Origin of the sequence: Lutimaribacter saemankumensis (assembly GCF_900100005.1) — a bacterium.
GTDB classification, from domain to species: domain Bacteria; phylum Pseudomonadota; class Alphaproteobacteria; order Rhodobacterales; family Rhodobacteraceae; genus Lutimaribacter; species Lutimaribacter saemankumensis.
In genome coordinates, this window is record NZ_FNEB01000008.1 from 152,791 (window position 1) to 176,536 (window position 23,746).

Here is a 23,746-nt window from a genome sequence, read left to right on the forward strand (position 1 = left end):
AGCAGCCTAAGCGCCTGATCGTGCCGGCGGTGATCGGAGGAATAGCGCCAGCCCTGCACCGCCCAAGAACCCGCCAAGGTGGGTTTCCCAAGCGACGGTGCCGCCAGTTCCGACATACATCAGCACGTTCAACAGCACGAGAATGCCGATCGGCCACAGGATCGAAGCCGCTGCGATCCAGATCCCCGGATCGCTTTTCAGCGTGTGAATGATGTTCCATGTCACCAACGCACCGGCAAGGCCGAAAAGCGCGCCTGAGGCACCAACCATCGGCCGGAACCCACTGTGTGAAAGCAGCGCGAAGAACGCGCCGCCCAGAAGGGTGGACAGGACGTAGATCGCCAGAAAGCGCCTTTGCCCCACCTGTGCGATTGTCGCACCGCCGAGTGAGAACAGCGTGATCATGTTCACCGCAAGGTGCAGCAAGCCGCCGTGCAGAAAGGCGTAGGTGGCGAACATGGTTACAGGTTGCGCGCTGAAATTCGGCCGCCATCCGACAAGCAGGCCGGGCCAGAACGCGCCGAATTGATAGATCAGGGCACGCCACCGCTGCGTGCCCCAAAACCCGTGATCGGCACCTTGCAGGATGAGCTCGATCCCGATGCAGGGTATTGCCAGAAGCAGCAATGCGACAGGCACGCGGCCGAGGTTCTTCAGGCGAAACATTCGGCCCCCGCACTTTTCGGGCGAAACGGATGAACGAAGCGTCGGTACGCCCCCCGCGACGCGTGAGGCACTTTAATCAAATACTGTGAAGCTGCGGCCGATCGTAACATAGATCGAAGCGGAGTCCGATTTCCCAAGAACATCTTCGTCCCGCACACGATACGCCACGCCGGTGTTGAGGTTCCAGTCTTCGGTAAGCGCATAGGCATACCCGAGCGTGATATCCGTGCGCCGCGTGTCGGCCCCGCTGCTTTGCTCGGTCATGCCGTAGGCGGCATTGAAGCGAATGCTGGACAGCGCGTTGATTTCGTAGATGTAGCCAAGATCGAGTGTCGTTGCGATGCGTTCTTCGTCGTCGGCGTTCACGGTGACGTTGCGCTGCAGGCCCAGCCGGATCGAACCGGTCGGAAGGGTATTCTGCCAGTTGATCCCGCCGATCAGGTTGGCGTTTCCACCATCTTTTCGCGTCGTACCGATATTGAATGCAAGGCTGCCGGTGGGCAGGTCTAGGGCGCGGTTTACGCGCACCGTATCGCGCAGACCGTTCTGATCACGGGTCGCGGCATAGGACGCACCGATCGACCCGTTGGGCAAATCCAGCGAATAGGACAGGCGCCCGTTCAAACCGTCCTCGCGCAGGACAACCGATCCGTTCTCGCGCTCTTCGATATCGGTATATCCAATGGCCGCGGTCAGTGTCGCCGCTTCGGACACGTCCCGGGTCAGCGCGAATTCCCACGATTCCGTGTCGCGTTCGGTATTCAGTGCATCATCGGCTTCGTAGGTTTTTTGTGCGAGGGTGATCTCGCCTGTCGTCACATCCGAGAACCTGAGCCGCGCGCCTATGCTCAGGTTGGAGCGGCGTATATCCGTCAGACCTGTCGTGCCGGGGCCGGAATAGGAAATACCGCTGACACCGGCATTGAAGTTGAAGCCGAGAGGCGCTTTCAGCCCCGTTTCAAACCCGATATTGGCGCCATAGGTTTGGCGGGTTCCTGACCCGCGCAGATCCTCGAAATCCTCGGGCAGTACGATGATACCGTTCTCGTCGATGAATTCGGACAGCGGCAAGAGGAAGGAAATGTCGGTTTCGCGGTAATTCGCGCTGGCCGAGATTTTCGCATTCGCGGCTTCGCGGCTGTATGCGAGGCGGGCACCGGGTTCGACGAAGCCGGTCTGCAGGTCACTACCGCTCGGGATGCGCCCAGCCCGTATCTTGCCGTCGATACCGAAGGACAATTGCTGGGTTCGTGTCTCTGTCAGGAAGTCGAACGACAGTGTCGTCGTAGACAGGACGGTCGACCCTTCTTCGGGAAACTCAAGGGCAAGGTTGTCCCCGGCCTCCAATTCCTGGCTGATGCCGAAAACTGCCCGCATCCCGCTTTCGCTTTGCTGCGCGAGAGCAGGAAGAACAGCACACCCCAGAAGCCCCGAAGCAAGCGCCAGTCCGGTTTTCTTCGTTTTCACGTTAGCCCCCACCAATCAGGGTTATTCGAAGAGCTTGCGTTGAGGCACGATGATGACATCGCCAGCAGTCAGCATCGTGGTGCCGATGCTGGTTTTGCCCATCAGGATGTCATCGTAGTTGATGTTGTAGATGCGCTCGCGGTTCTTTTCGACGCGGCGCAGTTGGATGCGCTTGGTCGCTGCGAATTTCGAGAACCCGCCGACCGCTGCCAGGGCTTGCAGAACGGTGGTTCCGCGCTCCAACTCGACAACGCCGGGTTTTGCGACTTCGCCCAAGACATAGATCGTGTCGGTTGCGGGGGCAGCAACGCCCGTACCTGCGGTTCCCGGGGCCAGATTGCTCAGTGCGACAAACACGGTCGGTGCGTTCGCAAAGTTGGGTGCCAGCTTGCTGGCAATGTCGGCGCGGACCTGGTCGACAGTGCGACCGCCTGCGCGCACAGTTCCGGCCAGCGGCAATGAAATCTGGCCGTCTGGAAGAACAAGGGCGTTCCGGTTGATGCTGGAATCTTCGAGAACTTCGACCCGGACGACATCACCAGGTTTGATTCTGTAGCTTTGGGCTTGTGCGATGTCGCCCATCAGGGGCGTGATCAGCAGAGCGACCAAGAATGCGAAAAAGGGTTTCATGCCGGACTCTCGTGGGTTTGTGCAAAATTTGCATGAAAATTACTCTCTAGCGGCCCGTACTGGAAGGGATTTCTGGCAAATTCTTTCGATTGGACGCTGGTGGCAAGCATACGTGCCAAGTTGGCAACAGGTTTCCAGGGGGCTGTCTGAAAGTGTCAGAACCGTGTCCAGCTTAAGGCGATAGTAACAAAATCTCGTTTCATTTTGGCCGTAGTCGCGTGGTCAACTGTGTTCACGGAACTTGGAGGATTCTCGTTTTACGGGCGTCACCTCAGGCAAAACAGGAGTGGCAAATGCTGGCATTCGTGGTTGTCGCAGGTCTGGCAGGTATGCTGACCGGGCTCGGTTCGGCCCTGATTTACGGGTCGTTGTGGATGGCGGTTTCTATTTACGCAGCGACGGGGTTCGTTGTGCTGTGTGCTGCTTTCGCGCGGGCAATCATTTGCGACGCTATGAACCCTGCCATGCCAGACGGGGTGTCTAGCGGAAAGCCGATGCAGAGCGTCCACGGCAGCTGATCTCATCGGCCCGAATCATCCTCACTTGCCTATTTCACAGTGTTCAATCGCTCCCCAATAGCAGTGATTGACTGCGATCTGAGAACAATCCGACTGATATGTCCTGGCGCTGTGCGCACGGCATCGATTTTCGTGCGCGAATTTCGGGCTAGAAGGCGGTATTGTGGCAATTGTGGCGAAGGGAAGGCTTTTTTTTGAAGCGACTTTGCGTTAACTTCTATGAAGGTGTCGCTAGTTTCCTAGGGTGGGATGGCGGCGTTTGAAACGCAGGAGTTAACAATGAATTTCAAAATGGCAATTGGAGCCGCCGTCAGCTCGATAATGATGGCATCCGCCGCGGCAGCCGCAACGCTGTCGATTTCTGGGGGCGACTACGGCGCGCTCCCTGGCAACCACAACCCTGATTACAGTGGTCTGGGTGCGTACGCACCGGTGCCGACGATTGGCGCAGGCGATACTGTTGCTCGGTTCGGCGACGGTTTTGCATCGGTTATCGCGGGGAATGGTCTGACCATTTCTAGCAAGAGCACTGTCAAGATCACGTTCCTGGGTACCGAAGCAGGTGCAACTAACACTGCGCTGAACCTGGCAGGTGGTGTGCTGAACAACAAGACAAGCTCGAAAGGTGACCGCATTTACGCGGATGACCTTCCGACTTTCATCGATTTTGCGTTCGCGACCATCAAGGGCGGCGGTGTTGAGACCATCACCAACGGTGTCGGCCAAACCGACCCCGACCTGAGCATCGCTTTCTATCTGGAAGACAGCGAGAACGCGCTCGCCTTCTTCGGTGATGGCCGTGGCGACAGCGACTTTGACGACATGGTCGTCCGCATTTCGGTCGTGCCGCTGCCCGCAGGCGGCGTGCTGCTTCTGACCGCTCTCGGCGGCATGGCAGTTGCGCGTCGTCGCAAGAAAGCTGCTTGATAGCAAGCAAGTCTCGTAACCGAGGCATTGAGGGGTCCGTTCGTGGGCCCCTTTTTTCTGGCCGGTCCACCGGGGCGAGCCAAAAGAGATTGGATCTCGTGTCGCCTACCGCCAGTAGCGCCTTGCGTTGCTTTGGAGCGACGCTCAATTCGTCGGGTAGGGAGCGCCCAATGGCGTCAAAGATCAAAGAAAAACCCGGGAACCAATGGGTTCCCGGGTTTACGTTCTTCAGCGCGAAGGAACGGTCAGTCTGCCGTGCTGCCCGTGCCATCCGCCGGAATCGTTTCCAGCAATTCCTTGGCGGTTTCGATCTGGGGCAGGGGCGTGTCGCCTGACAGTTTGATTGCCTTCTCAAGTTGCTCACGGGCTTTCACGAAATCCTTGAGCTCAAGGTAGGTGCGGCCAAGGTGGTACTGCACCAGAGGATCGTTCGGCAATCCGGCCGCTGCCGGCTCGAGATGCGCCAGTGCTTCTTCGAAGTTGCCGCGGCGGAATTCGATCCAACCATACGTATCCTGAAGCGGGGGAACCTCGATCCCTCGCAGGCGCCGGGCGACTGCATAGGCGCGTTCTAGGCTTTCGGCATCGTCCCGGTGCGTCGAAATCAGGCTCGCCAGGTTGTTGGCAACGACCATGTTGCTGCTGTTTTCCTGGTAGAGCTGTTCGTAGATCGCAATAGCGCCTTCGAAGTCGCGGTCACGTTCTAGAATTTCGGCCTTGATCAGGCGAACATTCAAAGCGTTCGGGTTCCTGGCAATTTGCTCGTCGACCAGCGCGCGGGCGTCGGCCTGACGTCCTTCGGCCAGCAACAGACTGTAAAGCGCGCGGATCACGGCATCGTTAGCTGGATACTCGGCCAGAATTTCCTTGTACTTTTCTTCTGCCTGGTCGCGTTCGCCGGAAAGCACATGCAGACCTGCCCGCAGAAAGCGCAATGCGGGATCGCGCGGGGCTTCATCCAGTTTCTCTTGAACGACGTTGACCGCTTCATCGATATTGCCGTTGCGGACCTGCGTTTGAACCAGCGCCGAAAGTGTCCTCAGGTCGCCGGATTCGCGCGATATCTGTTCGAGGAAGTTTACGGTGTCGTCGACCCGATCCTGTTGCAGAAGCATCTCGGCTTCGACCCGGTTGGCAACTTCGGTGGCCTGATCGCTTTCAATTGCCCGCAGTTTCCAGATGGTGCGCTGCGTTTCGTTCCAGTCCTTCGCCCGGATGTTGAGCGCGCCGAGCATCTCTAGCAGGGGGATGTTTTCCGGTGCTTCATTCAGTGCTTCGGTAACGACGGCTTCGGCCGCTTCTACGCGGCCTTCTCCCATGAGAAAGCTTGCATAGCGCAGGGACTCGACTGGGGCCTTGTTCGAGAATTCGACCGCGAGGGCATAGCGTTCGCCCGCCAGTGCGCGGTCGCCGGCGCGTTCGTGCGCGCGCGCCATCAGCGTCATGACGTCGGCATCTCGCGGAGCTTGCGAAAGAGCGGTGCGCAAATCAATGATCGCTTCGCCCGGTTCGTCGTCGTCGATACGCCAGGCGGCGCGCATCTTGAGCGCCCCGACATGGCTGGCATCGTCTGCCAGGATTTCCTCGACCCGCGCCCTTGCGCCCACCGGATTGTTGGTGGCAAGCAGCATTTGCGCCAGAAGAAGTTTTGCGTTGTTGCCTTGCTCGGTGGCCGGTTCAATCCCGTCGACCAATTGCTCCAACGTCGAGATCGCTTTGTCCCTGTCGCCTTTTTCGAAATCCATTGAAGCGAGAAGGGACACATAGACCGTCGGCTCTTCTTCTGATGCGGCAAGCCGTTCCAATTCTGCCCGGGCCGCGTCGTCACCCTTTGCGTTGCGCAGGAATTGCACGATGGCGAGGTTTGCACCGGCCTCTGCATCCGGCCGTGCCGCCAGTTCGCGAAGGAACTTCTCGGCGCCGTCCATGTCACCCTGTTCGATATACCAGGCAATCAAAAGGCGACGCGCGCGTTCATTGTCGGGGAAGGTCGAAACCATTTCACGGAGGGTCGCGCCGACGTCGTCCATCTTCCTTGAACGAATTTGGGACGTGAGCTTCAGCTCATGCAATTCGGGATCTTCCGGGAAAAGCTCAAGCCCGGCATCGATGACCGGAAGCGCTTCTTCGAAGCGATCGTTCAGCAACAGCTGGTCGATCACGATGCGCCGAGCGATCTTGTTGTCGGGCATCTCTTGCAGAGCCTGGCGTGCTTCGTCTGCGAGATTGCCGATTGCGGCTGGCTCGTTCTCACGCACAGCTTCGAAGTAATCCAGAGCGATCCGGATCACCTTGACCCTTGGATCGTCGGGCGCCTGTTCCATCGCGGCTTTGCCATGGCGCTGCGCCTCGTCCCAGTTGCGTGCGTTGATCGCCATTTCGGCCAGCACAATTCTTGGCTCGGTCTCTTCTGGATATTGCTCCGCAACACGAAGGAATTGGCCGTATGCTTCGCTGAAGTTGCCGCGCTCCATCTGTGCGCGTGCATAGGCGATTCGGGCTTCTTTGTGTGTCGGGTTCAGCTTGAACACGTTGCGGAACTCGACGAAGGCACGCTTTGCATCGCCCTCGGCAAGGAGCTCCATACCCCTTTCAAAATGTTCCTGGGCGCGTTCCTCCGAGCTTTGGCAGCCGGTCAGAGTAAGCGAAGCGGAAAGAAGAATTGCCGGAATGACGGCTGACTTGAGGCGCATGATTTCCCTTGGACGAATTCAGTTTACTAATTCTCCGGTTACAAGACCGGGGCGATGATCGTCATTAGTGTAAATAAACGAGGCCGTTTGTGAAAGCGTCACAAACGGCCTTGTTACCTTTAGATGCTGAGCCCTTGATCAGCAGCCGGTTCCGCGCAGGACCACGGCGACCGTGGATGTCAGAACCGACAGATCGGTAGTCAGGCTGACATCGCGGTAATACTGATTGTCGTAGCTGGCGCGCGCAGCAAAGGTCGTCTGGTTGCGGTCAGAAATCTGCCAGTAGCCAGTTATGCCGGGGCGCATTTCGTAATAAGCCGCTCCGGGGTAGAGGCGCTGTTGCTCGGGCAGCATGGGGCGCGGGCCGACCAGGCTCATGTCACCGACGAACACGTTCCAAAGTTGCGGCAGCTCATCGAGGGACGTTTTGCGCAGAACCCGGCCCAGGCGCGTAATGCGCGGGTCGCATGACAGCTTTTGCATATCGTCCCATTCAGCCCGGGCGTCGGGATTTGTGTCGAGATGCGCCTGCAACTTGGTATCCGCGTCGGGCACCATTGTGCGCAGTTTCCACATGGTGAAAATCTTGCCGTCGCGACCTACGCGTTTCTGCGAATAGAAAGGATTGCGGCCGTCTAGCGCGACCAAAATGCCGAGGAAGACGACGAAAGGCAGCACGATCGGCGCGAACGCCAGAACGGCGGCCACATCGATCAGGCGTTTGACAAAGCTGCGATAAAAGCCCGAACGGGAAACGCTGTGCTGCGTGGCAAGGGCGACGGGTTTAACAAACTGAACGTCAGTTGAAAAATTTTTCTGTTGGATAGTCATATCAATACATACCCTAGACTGCATCAACGACCGAGCCGGTCAGAGACGCATAGATTAAAATTTACCGCTCGAACGAATGCCTTGTTTATCCCGACCAAATGCCGGATTTTTCGTTAACCAAAAGGTAACACTTGGTCACCACTGCGCAAAGAAGAAACTCCAAAAAAGCCACAATTGCGCGGTCGGACACTGATGTTTGCAACTATTGATTGTGCATTGTTTAAACATTAGGGCAAATGAAAAAAAATCTCCTGATTGTCTACACTTCTCAACCGGGGCCGCGCCGCTTTGTGGCGGATTTCGGGCGGCTTCTGGCGAATCGTGTGCCGGCTTGCGCCGAGGAAACGGCGGGCGACACCAAAACTCCTTAGTCCTGACCACATGTTAACAAAGCGCCAGGTTATTGCCTCACGCGGGAGTTTTCGTTCTCTGATCGGTGGCGTTCGAACAAACTCTGATCGGTGGCGTTCGAACGAATATGTGCTAGACACTAATGAGGTGATTGTATTGTGGGATAATGGTTCAGATATGGATGCCCGGACGGACGAGCGGCGGGCTGAAGTCATTCACATCAGGGCCAAGGCACGGACCGCCGAAGGCTCGGACGCCAGCACTACGGGGGCTGGCAGTGCGCCGTTATTCCAAACAAGGCGCTCCGATGGTGATGTGCCGAAATCTTCGCGTGATGCATCAAGTCGCACTGCCTCGATCGAGAAGGCGCAGAAAAAAGCCGCGGCCAGCAATTCGGTGGATGGCGCCAACGATTCGGGATACAGGGAAAAAATGGGCGGCCCACTCAATATATATACAGAGCATTTCGGACTGACCGCGCGACCGTTCACTCTGGTACCCGACCCGGACTTTCTATTCTGGTCCGCGGCGCATCGGCGTGCCTACACCATGCTGGAATACGGCACCCTTACCGGGTCGCCCATCACGCTCATCACCGGTGAGGTGGGGGCGGGCAAGACCACGCTTCTGCACAAGTTTCTTTCCGGTCTGGGAGATGGGGTGAAGGTCGGGCTTATTTCCAACGCACATGGCTCTCGTGGGGAGTTGCTGCGCTGGGTTCTGATGGCGCTGGACCAGCCGGCCGACCGGGATGCGACCTATGTCGATCTGTTCGACTCTTTCCAGAAATACCTGATCTCGGAGTATGCAGCCGGAAACCGGGTTATCCTCATCTTTGACGAAGCCCAGAATCTGAGCATCGAGACACTCGAAGAGTTGCGCATGTTCACGAATATCAACTCGAACAAGGATGAGCTATTGCAGCTGGTCCTTGTAGGCCAGCCCGAGCTTCGCGATACGATCCACCGCCCCGAGTTGCGGCAATTTGCGCAGCGGATCGCGGCGAGTTTTCATCTCAGTTCCATGGATCAGGAGACTGTGACGGCCTATATCGGCCATCGGCTGCGCGTTGCAGGGGCCGCCAGAAACCTGTTCACCGAAGCCGCGTGCCACGTAATCCATGAGCAGACCGGCGGCGTTCCGAGGCTGGTCAATCAACTTTGTGATCTTTCGCTCGTATATGCCTTTACCAAGAACCAGAAGACAGTAACCTTGACCACCGTCGAAGAAGTCTTGGCGGACGGAACCTTTTTTGCCGCCGGTGCGCGGCCGGACCTCGGGTCGGAAATATAAAGAGACAGCTTGATGCTTCCGGATATCAAATTTCTATTGTTGCTGTTCCTGCGGCGGCTTCACTACTTCATCGTGATCGCGTTGGCAGTTGCCGCAGTCGGCGCGACGATCGCTTACACCTTGCCGCCCGGTTACACGGCGCGCGCAACGTTGCTGGTTGAATCGCCTCAGATCCCTGATGACTTGGCAGAATCCACGGTGCGTGCCGGCACGAGCGAAGTGCTGCAGATCATTGCGCAGCGCATACAGACGCGCGCGAACCTGCTAGATATGGCGCGTGAGTTCGATGTCTACGAAGGTCGCGAACGGATGAGCCCGGATGAGATCGTCGCAGACATGCGGTCGCGTATCGGCGTCGATCTACCGCGCCGGCGCGATGCGGCATCGTTCGTCTATGTCACGTTTTCTGCGCAGTCCGGGCAACTTGCTGCCCGCGTCACAAACGAGATTGTCACCCGCATCCTGGAAGAGAACCGAAGCCTGAGAACTGCCGTGACCAGTCAGACGCTGGAATTCTTCAAGCAGGAAGTCGCAAGGCTCGATCAGGATCTTGCCGAGCAAGGAGCAAAAATCCTTGCCTTCAAACAGGCAAATCAGGGCGCCTTGCCCGACAGTCTGGATTTCCGTCGCGGACGGCAAGCGTCCTTGCAGGAGCGCGTTCTCCAGATGGAGCGCGAACTCGCCGGATTGCGTGATCGTCGCACGCGGTTGACCGATCTTTATGAGCGCACCGGCGAAGTGACTTTCGACGATGAAAAGCTTACACCCGAAGAACAGCGGTTGCAGAGTCTGCGCAATGAACTGGCCTCGGCGTTGGTTCTCTATTCCGAGCAGAACCCCCGCGTGAAGGCCCTTCAGGGGCAGGTCGAAGTCGCTGAGCGGATCGTGCAGGAACAGCGCGCGAAACGGACCGGCGTCAGCGAAGCCATGAGTGCCTATGAAATCCAGCTCGCCGATCTGGATGCTCAGATGCAATACATCGTCAACGAGAAAACCCAGCTTGAAAGCGAGTTGCAGTCGCTCGAGGCATCAATCGACAAGACGCCGGAAAATGCCATCGTTCTCAGTACGTTGGAACGCGATTACGAAAACCTGCGCGTGCAATACCAGCAAGCGACCCGTGACCTTGCGGCGGCTCGCACGGGCGACCAGATTGAAGCGCAGTCGCGCGGCCAGCGCATCACCGTGGTCGAGCAGGCCACCCCACCGCGTGTGCCGACCTCTCCACCGCGTAAAAAGATCGCTGCGGCTGGTGTCGCGGGGGGGATTGCGTTGGGAGGGGCATTCATTTTCCTTCTCGAATTGCTCAACCGCTCGGTGCGCCGTCCCGTCGATCTGAGCAACAAGCTGGGCATTACCCCGTTTGTTTCGGTCCCATACATCCGCACGCATCGAGAGCGTGTGATCCGCCGGTCAATCATTTTCGGAGCAATAGGGGTGGTGACACTCGGGATCCCGATAGCGCTGTTTCTTGTCGACCAGTATTACCTGCCGATGGATCTCTTGATTGAAAGGGCCCTCGATCGTACCGGCCTTGGTGCACTTATTGAACAACTGCGTAGCGCGTTGAATTAGGAAAAGAATAATGGAACGTATACAGGCCGCACTCAAGAAGGCTCGCGAGGAACGCAGTCAGCCAAAGTCGTCTGAACCGCCTGAACAGGTGCAGACACATGAAAGAAAGCCGGACCCGCTCATTCTGGAACAGAGCCACTCGGTTGGCGACACCGAGCAGCTTTGGAAGGCGGTTAAGGGTTTCAACCCGTCCGACCGCTGGCTCAAACGTAACCGGATTGTCGCCTTTCAGTCGGGTGAAGAGGCGGCACCATATGACGTGATGCGCACCAAGGTCTTGCACAGCATGCGCAAGAACAAGTGGACCCGTTTGGGCGTCACTTCGCCTTCACAAGGGGCAGGCAAGACGATGACCAGCCTCAACCTGGCATTCAGCCTTGCGCGGCAGAGTGACCTGCGCATCATGCTGATCGATTTGGATATGCGCCGGCCGAGTGTTTTGAAAACGCTCGGCGTAAAGGATCCGATCCAGTTTTCCAAGGTTCTGTCGGGTGAATCCGATGCGCAGGATCAGATGCTGCGCTATGGGAAGAACCTGATCATCGCTGCAAACAGCGCGCCCGCGCGCAATCCTGCCGAGCTTTTGCAAAGCAATCGTGCCGCTCATGCCATCGATCAGGTAGAAGCGGCGTTCCAGCCGAATATCCTGATCTTCGATACCGCCCCCCTGTTTGCAGGCGACGACACGATGGCATTCCTCGATCAGGTCGATTGCGTGCTGCTGATGGCCGAAGCGGAGAAATCCACGATCGAGGAAATCGACAAGAGCGAACAGGATCTTGCCGCGCGCACCAACGTGCTGGGAGTTGTCCTGAACAAGTGCCGCTATCTCAACCGGCATGAGGAGTATGGCAAGGCTTACGGGTATTGAAGGGGTGACAGGCCGTTCTTCTTAAGCTTTTTGTACACGTTCTCTTTTGCCAAGCGGTTCCTGATACGCTGCTTTAACCCGATGCTTGGACGCGAGCTCAGCCAATGAGCGTGTCCTCCCGATTTCAAATCTTCGAAGTATCCTTCGTAGCGACTTTGAACGAGGACGCGCGTACCATCCACGATCAGCGGCGGCAAACCGTTCTGGGCGGGCGTCTTCTCCAAGATCTCATAGGTCGAGTCTCCAAAAGACTGCTTGCCTACTTGGTGCGGCGATTTCAAAGAACGACCAAGAGCCGAATTGATCCCTGCTCCCAACGCTCCGGGTCCAACCATCATAAACCCGTCATAAGGATGCGAACGATGTATCAACTCTGTTGCGTATTCAATCGCGCGCGCCAGGAATGGGTGCCCTTGAATACTGCCAACTAACGCATTGAAAACTGTATGTGGTGGCCCGCCCGTTCCCTTCTCCGAGGGAACGAAAAATGCAATATCGTCGTCGACAAAATCATTGAGTGGAGTCAAGCAAACCGTATCAATGTCAGCATAAACGCCTCCGAGCTGATAAAGGACGCAATACCTCCAAAGATCGGCGCGAAACGCCCCTTCGCTCAATCTATTGTATGCAGCATGCACTCGTTTTCCGAAGTGCGTTCTGACAAATTCTGTCTGGTCGGCGTCATCATAAAAATGGTAACTGTAACTTGGGTTAAGGTCCAACCACGATTTCACTGCGTTACGCATTTTATTTTCAAGTCTGGTGCTTGAAAACGTTTGGTGAATAATTTCCGGTATTCTTCTATTAGATGCCAGGTGTCTGGATGGTACGAATTTGTCGATTTGCATGAGCTGAGTTCACCCTGTGGAATCCAAGTAAAATGAATCACGAAAGTGCGTACGTATTTTAAAGACATGCCATCCGAAAGGTGAGAGGACTAAGAGATCACACTGTCACGGTGGCTCAAAGAAAAAACTAATAGGCGGGCATGTAACTCCCGAAAAAACCTAGCGAAACTTCGGAATCGCTACAAGAGCAAAAAAATCTTAAAGTCGGCGAAGCTCAATAGTTAATGTAGACCTTCGCTCCAAACAGCAATAGTGTCAATTAGTGTAGTATGATCTGAGGTCTAAGTCTTCACTGTTTCGTGGTGATTTGCGCTTTCAGTTAAAGGATGGGGGTAGAAATGATCAGATTGAAGGAAAGTATTAAGCAAGTCCCTCCGCTCTATAATGCTTTAAAGACTTTGCATAGCTACGAAAAGCGTTTGGCTTTGAATTTTACAGAAAAGGCGATATCGAACTTTTCAAACTACGAGATTCTGGTTGTGTTCGGTATGAGGAGATCAGGAAATCACTTCATCATCAATTGGATCCTCGAGCAAGTATATGGGTCGTCAGTTTTTTTCAACAATATTAATCCCGAAAAGCATCCGTACTCAGCGTATTTTTCGGAGTCGCGTATCCGACTAATGAATAAATCACCGCGAATCGTACTCAGTTACGAAGACGTGAGCGAAGAGAGGTTGATGTCCGGGCCGTTACTCAAGTTCTTAAGCTGCCGAGAGAAGGCGCATGGGGCCCAGGTTCGCTTTGCTTTGATTTTGCGTGATCCCTTGAACCTTTTCGCAAGCAGAATGCAGAAATGGCCAGAGAATTTTGAATGCAACTCTGATATTAAGGCGCAAGTTAAGATGTACTTGTCTCACGTGACTATTTCGAAGCGTGAGCGTATGACACTTGATGGCACTCCTGTAGTGCCTGTTTATTACAATAAAATGCTTTTTGACCACAATGAAAGAAGAGACGTAGCTAGAAAACTTGGGATTAATATTGGGGATAAGGGAATGGATGCGGTCGCTAAGTACGGCCATGGTAGTTCCTTCGATGGTGTCGATAAAACGGCGGCTGCTCTCAGAAGCGACGTTAGCAAACGATGGACGGCGTTCCGTTCGGATCCGAGATTCAAGAAAATAATTGAAAACAACGAAATTCAAAGCATCGCAAGAAATATGTTCTCAATCGATTGTTGAATCTGGCTCTCTGATTTTTTAAGCTTTATGTGAACCAAATTCTTGAAAATTGAGTTTTCAACAGGCTGTCCAGTCTGTTCGTATCTTCAAGAAAAAGTTCTAACAAGTTCAGTGCGTCCTTTTTAGGAATTACACTTTTCTTAAAAGCGAGGTCTTTGACCTTCTTGTCCGTAATTGCATGTAGTCGTTTTGGTATTATTCTCTTTGCGATTTTTACAAGTTTTCTATTGGTGAGAATATTGAAAGCTGGGTGTTTTGGAATTCCGCCTGTGTTTCGAATGATCGGTTTTTTCTGAGCAATATGTTCTAGTTCTAGGAAGTTGTGTACTGATTTAATGGTATTGTCCCATTGGTTGTTCAAATTAGAAAACTCCAAAATCAATATTTGATGTCTCGGAAAAATGTCTACATAACGCTTTACTTGTTCGTAATATAGGCACTGTTTCACTAGCCAGGGATCATTTTTAGTGACATCGTCAAACGATTGATTAAGACCGAGTCTAACATACATTTCATATAATGAGCGAACTCGCTGCATGGGGTTGCGTAAAGAGATTAAGATTTTGGAACTTGGGTTGAAATTGTTGATTTGCTTCGCCGCTCCCCTTGAGGCCAGATAGCTTACCGATGCGTCACCCCAAACACTCTTGGAACCGGCTGTCTGAAAAAGTTTCATATAGTCATTTAGCTCGGACTGTGGAATCTGATCGGTCTCATTGAAGCGATTAAAAAAATTCGGTTCCTTAGGATCAGTTATGAAGATTGCAGGATGTTGGTTCAGCGCTTGCGCTAGAGATGTCGTGCCAGCTTTGGAGGCTCCTACTAAAAAAAAGTTTGGCTTTTTCATCCGTTTGGACTCCATTGAGCGGCTCTTTGGATTTCAAATGTTACTATCTCGGAGGTACTGGTTGTCTTGTGACTAGAGGTCTTCATCAAGCTATTCCAATAACAAGGTGAACCTGCGTAACTTAAGCTCTCTTAAAGAGAATTGCACAGTTAGTGTTTAGTTTTCAATAGTGGCCTACCTGGTTTTATCGATAATCTTCTTTTCATCTAAAAGCGTGTACTAACCAGTTCTCTTAGAAGTATCGTTTTGTCAAATTGTTTTATCTATGTGGTTTTAATTTTGGGTGCTAGCCTTGACGTCATCATTCGCCGCGCTTTGGTAGGTGCTTATACATTGGTCTGAGGTGAGTTTCGATGCCTGGCTTTCTTAGCTGTAGCTCTCGACTTTCGATGAAAGGATCTGTTGAAGTCGAGTGGAAGCTTGATTTGCGATATTTAGTCGTTTTCTATTGATTTCTCGATTGGAATTATTCCTCAATTTTCGTGAGACCCAAAACCCTCTTCCGTTTTTTCTCGGTCAATTGATACTCGAGCTCCGCGCCATTCTCCAGATGGCTTGCATCGCGCAGCACTGTTGTGCCGTTTTGATCCAGGCGCCAGATCGAAGACAAGGTTCCGTCAGGGGAATATACAAAGCTATCGCTCCAAGGTGCCGACCAGAAGAGCAAAGGGTCGTAATAGTGATCGCGCGCTTCGGCATCATAATCGATACGCGCAAGGCGTTTGCCATAGTTCCCGCGCATTTCGTATTCGCGGATCTGGTGTCCGGGGAAAGCGATCGAAATGAAGGACGGCGCGCTGTCATGCGCGCCGTTGTAGGCGAAGACCCCGATATCGACCCGATTGGTTTTTCGTTTCTTCCCGCGGCCGATTTCAAAGGTGTCGTGCCAATCGATGCTGATTTCGGCGCGTGTGTTGCCAGGCCCTTGCGGGTCGATGCGCACCTTTTCCGGATCGCCTTGCAAAAGCACCCAGCTGAACTCGAGGTCGCGGCCGTTCGGATCATTCGTTGCGGCAGCGGTCACCTTCATTCGTTTAGTGTATTCAGGACCACGCCAAATTCGTCCGATCGATGCGGGCGTATTGAACAATCGCTCGGACAGACCGGCAAGGCCGGCCTTCGGGAGAAAACTTTCTTCTTCAACCTCCAATACGACGATTGGAGGGATCTCGTCCGGGCGCAGGCTGGCTGCAAGGGAAACCATGCGTTCTGGGGCAAGCCGGTCTCTGTGAAACGCAGAAGGGTGCGCGGCACCGGACATGTATTTGTCGCGCGAGTAGACGCCCTTGAGAGATCGGCGCAGGATCATTTGGAGGGTTGGTGCGACCAGCCTCTTCTCTTGCAGCGTCTTGCGGGTATCGGACGGCAAAGCCGCAAGTGCAAAGAACAGAACCCTCAGAAACGGTTTGTCTGAGCGCGACGATCCCTGGGAAGTGAGGGTATAAGGCCAGTTGACTGGATAAAGATCGACTGCATCATAATCGCGGTGCTCAGGATAAACGTACAGGTGGTTGCTGATGTATGTCAGCAGGGCCTGGGCGCTTAGCTTAGGGTTTGTCATCGCCAGGCGGGTCTGGCTGCGGGGGGCAGATCCTGAAACGATTGCAGTGGACGAATTTCCAACAACTATCGCCGGAAGGATAATGCGACCGCCAAGTCCCAGGTGAGCCTTTTTCTTTTTCAGAGCGTCGCTGAATTGCAAATGGGGCAGACGCGGAAACATGCCCATATCCAGGCGGGAATGGTCGCCGTCGCGGTTTTCGTAAATAATGCCTTCAAATCCGCCTGCAACGCCTTCGTTGTCGAGTCGCCTTAGCATCGAGGCCTCGGGAGAGCTGTCACCAGGATCGACCAGCGGCAACGCATCCGACATGATCGGCATCTCGAAATCAGGTGCTACAAGGGCGATGTTTCCGACGGGTTGCAGGTTCGTGTCGTCCAAGACCCCCGGATCGGCCAAAACTCGGGAGGCCGATAGAGAGATCGCCGAAACGACGGCGATGCATAAGGCAGAGGCGACTAACAGGTTGTGACGCATGAACACATGTTCCGCCAAGTGCCCTTGGTGCGCAAAGCCTTTTTTCAGCTTTTGTCCATATCCCAGCGATAACCAACAATACGGGCCGGGATGCCGACTGCAATTGCTGCTTCGGGTATGTCATCGACGACGACTGCGTTGGCACCGACAATCGCGTGATCGCCAATCGTGACCGGCCCCAGGATTTTCGCTCCAGCGCCTATCTCGACCCCGCCACCCAGTATAGGAAGGCCGGAGCCGGCTGATGAAGTCCCAAGCGTAACTTGCTGAAAGATAATGCAGTTAGGGCCAACTGATGATTTGGAGTGGATGACGATCCCGTTGGGATGCGGCAAAATCAAACCACCTGCGAGGCTGCAATTGATAGGAATGTCGGCTTGTGTAACCACCGACCAGAATCGATGCTGCAAATTGTGTAGCTTGCGGCTGATAGTTGCCCAAACGCCCGATCTCTTTTTTGCAGATTGATACTCTCGCAAGCTTTTCAGCAGCCGCCGAGAAGGGTCCCAAAATCTACGAGGTTTTTCACGTTCCCAGTCGGGTAATTCCGCCGACACCGCCGGAGTATCTGAATTTTCGTGGGGCATCCGGTGCAGAGTCATCGTTTGCTGAAAGGGTTTCGTTCTATAATAGAACACTGAGAAGGAGGCGCTAGTGCGTTTCTTGGACGATTACTTTAAGACCGCGCGATAGGGTTGAATATAGCAATACGTAAGATACGGCGACAATCCAACCATGGGACGGCGACCAGCGACATGAAGCTGTCACAGGCTTGCCCTTCATCTGCCATGTGCGGCATGTACCGCTGTCGCGAGGCTGAAATGAGCATAACATGATCGACGTTTTCAAGAAGGTAATGGCGCTTTTCGATGCGCGCGAACGGCGAAAGTTTTTCATACTTGCCGTTCTGATGGTATTCGTAGCGTTTGCCGAGGTTTTTGGTATTTCCACGCTTCTGGTTTTGCTGCGGGTTCTGGCTGACCCACAGGTGGTTGCAAACAACGCATATCTGTCGTGGGCCTATGAAACCTTCGGCTTTTCCAGCATGTTTGCTTTCCAGATCGGCTTGTCCCTTGCCGTGCTTATGGTTCTTGTGCTCAGCCTCGTTATCAAAGCAGGCGGAACCTATGCGATCATCCGTTTCGCATCCATGCGAGGTTACGCGATCTCCAGCCGTATGCTCGAAGCGTATCTCCATCAACCGTATGCGTGGTTCCTGCAGCGCAATAGCGCAGAAGTATCGCGTACGGTTCTTGGTGAGGTGCAGAACGTTGTCGCCAAGATCATAGAGCCGGGTGGACGCTTGTTGGCAAATATTTTGCTTTCAGTTTGCGTCATTGGCTTTCTTGTAGCGGTCGACCCTTTGGTTGCGATATTCGCGGCGGTGCTTCTAGGGGGTGGGTATGCTGGAGTGTATGCTTGGCTGCGAGGGCGTCTTCTTGTTGTCGGTCATCGGCTTATGGAAGCCAATCGTTCCCGTTTTCGACTGACTCAGGAGGCCACTGGCGGCTTCAAAGAAATAAAGCTAATGGCGCTCGAGCAGAGCTATGTTGACAGGTTTCGAAAACCGGCAAGATCTCTGGCACGCAACGCGGCCTTGTCGCAGGTGATGAACCAAGCTCCACGTTTTGCGCTGGAAGGGCTGACTTATGCGGTGCTGCTAGGAGTTATTTTGATCCTCCTCGTGAAGAATGATGGCGATTTGGTAGCCGCCGTCCCAACCCTGGGTGTTTTCGGTGCCTCTGCAATGCGGTTGTTGCCCGCAATGCAACAGATTTACATGGCTCTCGCGTCAATTCGTGCCGCGAAACCGGTACTAGACCATGTATACCGCGACTACACGGGCGGAGTGGGCCATGTCGTCGCCGCGAATGCGATCGGCAAATCCGCTGATCAGATACAGCTCAAAAAGGAACTTGTGCTTGACGGAATTGAATTTGGATATTCGGGAACTCACATGCGCGCATTGAACGATCTGAGTTTGAGTATTCCAGCTCTGACTACTGTGGGTTTTGTCGGCGGGACAGGTGCAGGGAAGACCACGGTTGTCGATGTCATCTTGGGGTTGCTCACCCCTGAAAAGGGACAGGTAATCGTTGATGGCAACATTCTCACGTCCGACAATCTTCATCTTTGGCGCCGATCCATCGGCTATGTGCCCCAATCTATTTACCTTACGGATTCCTCGATCGCTGAGAATATCGCCTTTGGCGTGCCGCCCGAGAAAATCGACATGAACGCTGTGATACGCGCCGCGAGAACGGCCGCACTTCATGATTTCGTCGTGAACGACCTCGCAGAGCAATATGAGACACTCGTGGGTGAGCGCGGCGTGCGCCTTTCCGGTGGTCAGCGCCAGCGTATCGGTATTGCACGGGCACTTTATCATGACCCTTCTTTGCTCATTCTCGATGAAGCAACTTCGGCGCTCGACAATGTCACCGAACGTGCCGTGATGGAGGCCGTGCAGCGCGTGAGGGACAAGAAGACAGTGATCATGATCGCCCATAGGCTCAGCACTATCCGCAATTGTGACCGAATTTTTCTGCTTGAACGTGGTCAGATACGGGCTTCTGGCACCTACGAAGAATTGCTGGATGAAAGCGACGCATTTCGGAAAATGGCGGTCAATGAATAGATGGGTTTCATTGGCTGCACTCGAATTGTGCACTTTTTGTATAGTTTCAGACGAAGTTTTGTGGTCGAAGTGTCCCTCAGCGGGGGGGCATTTTTTAGGTCCTACTGGGCTGTATTGAATAGAGGAGCGTCACGCACATGAGTGACCGTTACTACGGAAATGTTCGCCGCGATGTTTTCCCGCTTCTTCCAGAAAAATGTGGGCGCGTTTTGGATCTTGGTGGAGGTTTTGGCGGCACATCATCGCACCTAAAGCGCGAGGGGCGAGCTGATTATGTTGTGCTGGCTGATCTGGTCGCAGACTCGCACGATCCGGATGTCGATCGAGCGTTCGCAGGCAACTTGGAAGATTCTTCCTTCCTCGAAAAGGTGATTGAGGCCGAAGGGCCGTTCGATACCGTTCTTTGCCTCGATGTGCTCGAACATCTCCGCGAACCTTGGGATGTAATCGTTTCGCTCCACAAAGGCTTGTCAAAGAATGGGGTGATCGTGGCCAGCATACCGAACATGCGCCATGTTAATCTGACCGTCCCGCTGGTTTTGAAAGGTGAGTTTGAGCTTACAAATAGCTACCTGAGGGACCGCACCCACCTTCGATGGTTCACGCGAAAAAGTGCAGTTGAGTTGATGACTCGAACCGGTTTGGCGCTTGAAGACATAAAGAGGAATAAATCCTGGGAGCGATGGCATAAACTGACAGATCTTCTCACATTTGGCTTTCTGTCAGATTTCTTTACTATCCAATATGTTATTCGTGTTCGGAACCGTTGAAAAACAATTGACCTCGAGGCGTTGCTGGTGATCTCAGAAAAGTATGTACACCGTGCAAGAATGGTCCATTGGTGGATCAAGGGTACTATCGAGCATGCTAGAAAAGGGTGCCATCTTTCCAAAGCCTACATGCATAGCTTGCCCGTGGCTCAAAGTGAGAACGCACTGATCGACGTCGTATCGAGTGCGCTAGGCCCGTTTTCGCAAACAGATTGGTTTGTTTGCGGTAAGAAGCCAGGAATTTCCAGGGGTGAATTCTTCAAGGACGCGCATCCGCACCCAATAGCACGGTCACAGACATTCGTTCTCTGGTCTGATACGCGCGGTAATGCGGAATGGATACGTAAACTTGGGGCATCTCTGTCGAAATGTGCACTGCTTTATATGCAAGTGTACGAGAAAGAGGTCGTCGATCTGGTCGACGCGGTCCTTTCACACGGATTGGAACCGGTGCTGCGTGACGAAGGCGGTAAAGCCGGTTTCCACATCTTGTTCCTGCGAAAAAGAGACATCGAAAACGGAACGTTCGATCAACTACCCGTTTGGGTGCGATCGGCAGTGGACTGCCGGTCATCAATGAACTCTAAGCAGGCTGCTATTCCGGCACTGATCCCATGTTTCAACAATCAAACCTATTGCCGATCAATGATCTCCCAACTGCGCAATCATGGTTTCGCTGACATTACTTTGCTCGACAACGCGTCAACAAGTCCAGAAATGCACAGCTTTCTTGATGAGGTTTCCGGCCAAGTCACGGTGCGGCGGTTGGAGGAAAACCTCGGTCCCAAGAAATGTTTGTTCGCACCCGGCGTCTATGAAAACTTGCCCCGATACTTTTGCGTCACCGATCCGGATATAGTTTTCAATCCCTATCTGCCTAGCAATTTCGTACATCAGATGATCGATCTCACAAAGAGGTATCGCGTAGGAAAAGTCGGTTTCGCACTGGATATTTCCCACCGACAGTTTTTTCGTGAGATCACGGTCAAACTCCTGTACCGGGATTGGAGTACAGCTGAGTGGGAAGAACGTTTTTGGTCTCGGTCAATTGGTCAGACAAAGACCCGTGACCGGATATTCGACGCGCCTGTCGATACAACCTTCGCCGTCTATGACAAGGAAAAGTGGTCGCAAGACAATTTCACCGCAGGTTTAAGGGTCAGCGGGCGATACACGGCCACGCACGCACCTTGGTATGACGATCAATCTGTTCCCTCGTCCGAACGCGAACGTTACTCTCGCGAAAGTACGGCATCATTTTATAGAATGTGAGAGAACCAGGATTTCAAGAGGCGTTCAGTTCCAAGGTATAGCCAAGCATTTCGAAGTCTTTCTTATAGTATTCTGCAACGCGCGCTTGGCTGTCTCTATCGAAGAAATCCTGCCAAACGGTGTGTTTATCCTTTTTTCCAAAGACGCTTTTTGTATCACCCCTTAAAAAGGAAGCCACCGCCAGTTTGATGGCCTTCAACGGTTCTTGCGTCGTCCTTTCAGATGATGCGTTGATGTGAGGTAGGTCCGTTTTTAGTCCGATCCGTTTGCGAAGGTCAGCATACCCCTCTGATATAGACTCCAGATTGTATATGGTATCGACCAAAACCTGATTGCCCTCAACTAAGTAGTCTGTCTGTGGCCTAACGAAATAAAAAAGTGGATGGCTCTTCTCGTTTGTCAGCGTTGTCCGTACGAAGTCACGAAATTTCTGCTTGGTTGGCAGATACTGATACATCGAAACCACTCTGCGAAACGGGTTTCGAACAACGGCAAACTTGAAGTAAGCGTCGAACATTTCTTGTGGAACATAGCCTAGACCGACGTAATCTCGAGCCAGCAGATGGGACAGGACCGGCGGTCCTAGATCTGGGTTGTTATTCGGGCGCAATAGCAAAGGCGCACGCCTGCGCCAGTCTAGTCCTATGTCTTGCAAGAAAGCCGTTTCAATGCTTTGGCCGCCGCATTTCGGAATGTGTACGAAGATGCATTTGTGGTGATGTGAAATCATGGTTGTGTCAGTCGTTGGCTCAATCGCTGGCACAGTAGCCAAAAATTCATTTTTGCCGCAATGTACTTCTGTAAGGTTGTTGCTTTGAATGGCCGTATGAGCACATTTCATAATTACTTAGCCACCATGGCTGTTTCTAATAGCCGAAGGTTTGACAAACCATTGTGATTTCCGCTTTGCATTGGAACCGGGGGGGCTTGTTTGTCTCGCATTTTTGATCTCGAGGAAAACGGATGTTGGTTGTTCATATCGGCATGGGCAAGACGGCCTCAACGACGCTTCAGAAGCGAGTTTTTCCCACGCTTGCGCAATTAGAGCCAGAGATCACTGTCAATGATCCTGATGTTGTCCAACTTTGCCGAAAACAGCACTTTTTACACCTGTCGGATGAGGAGCGTGATTTCCTTCGCGGTCGTGTGCGCGCTGCGGATAAGGCGCTTCTCAGCATGGAAGGGCTGGTCAACACGGATCCTCGCAACTGGGAAAGAGCTGCCAATGCGAACCTCGACCTTTTCGGCCGCAACGCGGTGATCGTAATAACAGTCCGTGAGCCGCTGTCATATCTGACGTCTATTTATCAGCAAAAAATCCACGAAGGTCACGTGCGTCCACCAGAGGAATTCTTTCTGTCCAGCGTGGACTATGATCGCATGCAGGTGCCAAAATCTGATTGGCTTCTGGAGTTTTTCGATCTTGGTGCATTCAACTTTGAACGCTTGCACCAGCTCTACAAAGAGCGCTTCAATACGGTCTGGTTCGTGCCAATGTCCCGAATTCGAGAGTTCGAATTTCTGCGCGCCCCTTTTGATCTTAGCGACCCAACAGTTAAAGCCTTGCAAGCTGCATTCGAAGACGCACCCCGTGAAAATGTGGCTTATTCAGATCTCGCTATGCGATTTACATTTGCGCGAGAACGTTTGCTTCGCGCTTGCGGCGCAAGAACGATAGGTTTCAATGAGCGCATGTTCGAAGGCTTTTTAAAAGAACAAAAAGGCATGGTGTTGCCTTCGCCCGACCACAGGAGGTTCCATGAGCTTGGGATGGGCGCAAAGGCAGTCCGTATTACAAAAAAGATCTCGACACCAATTCTAAGTTGGAGAAGACTCATGCAAGGAGGCGTCAACCGGTTCCTGCCATATCGAAAGTATCGATTGCCGGAACTTACTGCGCTTGACGCAGAGTTGTTGGAGCAAAATCGACAGTATCTTGCAAGATTTGAAACCAAGGCGCGCTGAATATGCGATCTTGAAAGTCGCTGTCCTTTCGTTCCCAGGGCCTGTTTTCGGAGTGTGCTCCATGCGGACAGATGAATCTTTGCCGGCATCGTGGTGGACTATGATTACTTTGTTTTTGCAAAAGACTGAATGTTGCGGCAGTATTTATTAAGCCTAAAACAGAAACTCATGAAACCTCAAAGGTTGCGCTAACTACGATCTACGTGATTCCAATAGTGCACTCATCTAGGGTCTGGACTCATTGAGTTTCAAAGCCAGTAGATGACGATGGCCGCGAGAGCGATGGCTGACAGGAAGACCTTTGGGCACCTGTCGTAACGGGTCGCAACTCGCCTCCAATCCTTGAGCCTGCCGAACATGAT

General features: G+C 53.4%; 20 protein-coding genes and 1 pseudogene. 10 read left to right on the forward strand and 11 right to left on the reverse strand.

The window, feature by feature from the left end; translation table 11 throughout:
• Positions 1 to 6: 6 nt before the first annotated feature.
• The 3 genes from BLT50_RS15125 to BLT50_RS15135 all read right to left on the reverse strand — a co-directional run bounded on the left by BLT50_RS15125 (position 7) and on the right by BLT50_RS15135 (position 2,763).
• Positions 7 to 666, reverse strand: a complete 660-nt coding sequence (locus tag BLT50_RS15125; RefSeq protein WP_090029543.1) for a rhomboid family intramembrane serine protease — start codon at positions 664 to 666, stop codon at positions 7 to 9.
• Between the two features lie 72 nt (positions 667 to 738).
• Positions 739 to 2,133 carry a porin family protein gene (locus BLT50_RS15130; RefSeq protein ID WP_090029544.1) on the reverse strand — a complete coding sequence of 465 codons (1,395 nt, stop codon included), beginning with the start codon at positions 2,131 to 2,133 and terminating at the stop codon, positions 739 to 741.
• 21 nt (positions 2,134 to 2,154) lie between these two features.
• Entirely contained in the window at positions 2,155 to 2,763 is a 609-nt protein-coding gene (locus BLT50_RS15135) for a polysaccharide biosynthesis/export family protein (protein WP_090029545.1), read from the reverse strand.
• Positions 2,764 to 3,056: 293 nt separating this feature from the next.
• On the opposite strand from BLT50_RS15135, the gene BLT50_RS15140 reads away from it, so the two are divergent.
• Both BLT50_RS15140 and BLT50_RS15145 read left to right on the forward strand, forming a co-directional pair.
• On the forward strand, positions 3,057 to 3,281 hold the full coding sequence (locus BLT50_RS15140) for a hypothetical protein (protein WP_090029546.1): 225 nt from the start codon (positions 3,057 to 3,059) through the stop codon (positions 3,279 to 3,281).
• 279 nt (positions 3,282 to 3,560) lie between these two features.
• Positions 3,561 to 4,208, forward strand: coding sequence for a VPLPA-CTERM sorting domain-containing protein (locus tag BLT50_RS15145; protein WP_175491494.1), 648 nt, complete (start codon positions 3,561 to 3,563; stop codon positions 4,206 to 4,208).
• A gap of 245 nt (positions 4,209 to 4,453) precedes the next feature.
• Here BLT50_RS15145 and BLT50_RS15150 read toward each other — a convergent pair whose 3' ends face one another.
• Positions 4,454 to 6,901 carry a tetratricopeptide repeat protein gene (locus tag BLT50_RS15150; protein ID WP_090029548.1) on the reverse strand — a complete coding sequence of 816 codons (2,448 nt, stop codon included), beginning with the start codon at positions 6,899 to 6,901 and terminating at the stop codon, positions 4,454 to 4,456.
• A 138-nt stretch (positions 6,902 to 7,039) separates the two neighbouring features.
• Positions 7,040 to 7,732 (reverse strand): sugar transferase, encoded by a 693-nt coding sequence (locus BLT50_RS15155; RefSeq protein WP_090029549.1) that lies wholly within the window; start codon positions 7,730 to 7,732, stop codon positions 7,040 to 7,042.
• A gap of 528 nt (positions 7,733 to 8,260) precedes the next feature.
• Between BLT50_RS15155 and BLT50_RS15160 the strand changes: the two genes are divergently transcribed.
• Genes BLT50_RS15160 through BLT50_RS15170 form a run of 3 tightly spaced genes read left to right on the forward strand, consistent with a single transcriptional unit; the run spans position 8,261 to position 11,822 of the window.
• Complete coding sequence (locus BLT50_RS15160; RefSeq protein WP_245723406.1) at positions 8,261 to 9,376, forward strand: ExeA family protein; 1,116 nt, start codon at positions 8,261 to 8,263, stop codon at positions 9,374 to 9,376.
• A gap of 12 nt (positions 9,377 to 9,388) precedes the next feature.
• Positions 9,389 to 10,951 carry a GumC family protein gene (locus tag BLT50_RS15165; RefSeq protein ID WP_090029550.1) on the forward strand — a complete coding sequence of 521 codons (1,563 nt, stop codon included), beginning with the start codon at positions 9,389 to 9,391 and terminating at the stop codon, positions 10,949 to 10,951.
• A gap of 10 nt (positions 10,952 to 10,961) precedes the next feature.
• Positions 10,962 to 11,822: a CpsD/CapB family tyrosine-protein kinase gene (locus BLT50_RS15170; protein ID WP_090029551.1), complete on the forward strand. Its 861-nt coding sequence runs from the start codon at positions 10,962 to 10,964 to the stop codon at positions 11,820 to 11,822.
• Here BLT50_RS15170 and BLT50_RS15175 read toward each other — a convergent pair.
• The gene (locus tag BLT50_RS15175; RefSeq protein WP_090029552.1) at positions 11,810 to 12,670 is read right to left on the reverse strand and encodes a glycosyltransferase family 32 protein; all 861 of its coding nucleotides are present in this window, start codon (positions 12,668 to 12,670) and stop codon (positions 11,810 to 11,812) included. The two genes, BLT50_RS15170 and BLT50_RS15175, sit on opposite strands and share 13 nt — an antisense overlap.
• A 338-nt stretch (positions 12,671 to 13,008) precedes the next feature.
• On the opposite strand from BLT50_RS15175, the gene BLT50_RS15180 reads away from it, so the two are divergent.
• The gene (locus BLT50_RS15180; RefSeq protein ID WP_139170538.1) at positions 13,009 to 13,854 is read left to right on the forward strand and encodes a hypothetical protein; all 846 of its coding nucleotides are present in this window, start codon (positions 13,009 to 13,011) and stop codon (positions 13,852 to 13,854) included.
• Between the two features lie 25 nt (positions 13,855 to 13,879).
• Here BLT50_RS15180 and BLT50_RS15185 read toward each other — a convergent pair whose 3' ends face one another.
• The 3 genes from BLT50_RS15185 to BLT50_RS15195 all read right to left on the reverse strand — a co-directional run bounded on the left by BLT50_RS15185 (position 13,880) and on the right by BLT50_RS15195 (position 17,341).
• Positions 13,880 to 14,701: a sulfotransferase domain-containing protein gene (locus BLT50_RS15185; protein ID WP_175491495.1), complete on the reverse strand. Its 822-nt coding sequence runs from the start codon at positions 14,699 to 14,701 to the stop codon at positions 13,880 to 13,882.
• A 466-nt stretch (positions 14,702 to 15,167) separates the two neighbouring features.
• On the reverse strand, positions 15,168 to 16,739 hold the full coding sequence (locus tag BLT50_RS15190; RefSeq protein ID WP_139170539.1) for a hypothetical protein: 1,572 nt from the start codon (positions 16,737 to 16,739) through the stop codon (positions 15,168 to 15,170).
• Between the two features lie 44 nt (positions 16,740 to 16,783).
• Entirely contained in the window at positions 16,784 to 17,341 is a 558-nt protein-coding gene (locus BLT50_RS15195; RefSeq protein ID WP_090029556.1) for a serine O-acetyltransferase, read from the reverse strand.
• Between the two features lie 230 nt (positions 17,342 to 17,571).
• On the opposite strand from BLT50_RS15195, the gene BLT50_RS15200 reads away from it, so the two are divergent.
• The 3 genes from BLT50_RS15200 to BLT50_RS15210 all read left to right on the forward strand — a co-directional run bounded on the left by BLT50_RS15200 (position 17,572) and on the right by BLT50_RS15210 (position 21,419).
• Positions 17,572 to 19,377, forward strand: coding sequence for an ABC transporter ATP-binding protein (locus BLT50_RS15200; RefSeq protein ID WP_090029557.1), 1,806 nt, complete (start codon positions 17,572 to 17,574; stop codon positions 19,375 to 19,377).
• A gap of 137 nt (positions 19,378 to 19,514) precedes the next feature.
• Positions 19,515 to 20,147, forward strand: coding sequence for a class I SAM-dependent methyltransferase (locus BLT50_RS15205; RefSeq protein ID WP_090029558.1), 633 nt, complete (start codon positions 19,515 to 19,517; stop codon positions 20,145 to 20,147).
• A gap of 129 nt (positions 20,148 to 20,276) precedes the next feature.
• Complete coding sequence (locus BLT50_RS15210; protein ID WP_175491496.1) at positions 20,277 to 21,419, forward strand: glycosyltransferase family 2 protein; 1,143 nt, start codon at positions 20,277 to 20,279, stop codon at positions 21,417 to 21,419.
• A gap of 13 nt (positions 21,420 to 21,432) precedes the next feature.
• Here BLT50_RS15210 and BLT50_RS15215 read toward each other — a convergent pair whose 3' ends face one another.
• A complete protein-coding gene (locus BLT50_RS15215) occupies positions 21,433 to 22,260 on the reverse strand; it encodes a sulfotransferase family 2 domain-containing protein (protein WP_090029560.1) in 828 nt (275 codons plus the stop codon).
• A gap of 122 nt (positions 22,261 to 22,382) precedes the next feature.
• Between BLT50_RS15215 and BLT50_RS15220 the strand changes: the two genes are divergently transcribed.
• Complete coding sequence (locus tag BLT50_RS15220; protein WP_090029561.1) at positions 22,383 to 23,384, forward strand: hypothetical protein; 1,002 nt, start codon at positions 22,383 to 22,385, stop codon at positions 23,382 to 23,384.
• A 248-nt stretch (positions 23,385 to 23,632) separates the two neighbouring features.
• Here BLT50_RS15220 and BLT50_RS19055 read toward each other — a convergent pair.
• Positions 23,633 to 23,746: pseudogene (locus BLT50_RS19055) on the reverse strand (IS5/IS1182 family transposase); the annotation flags it as partial.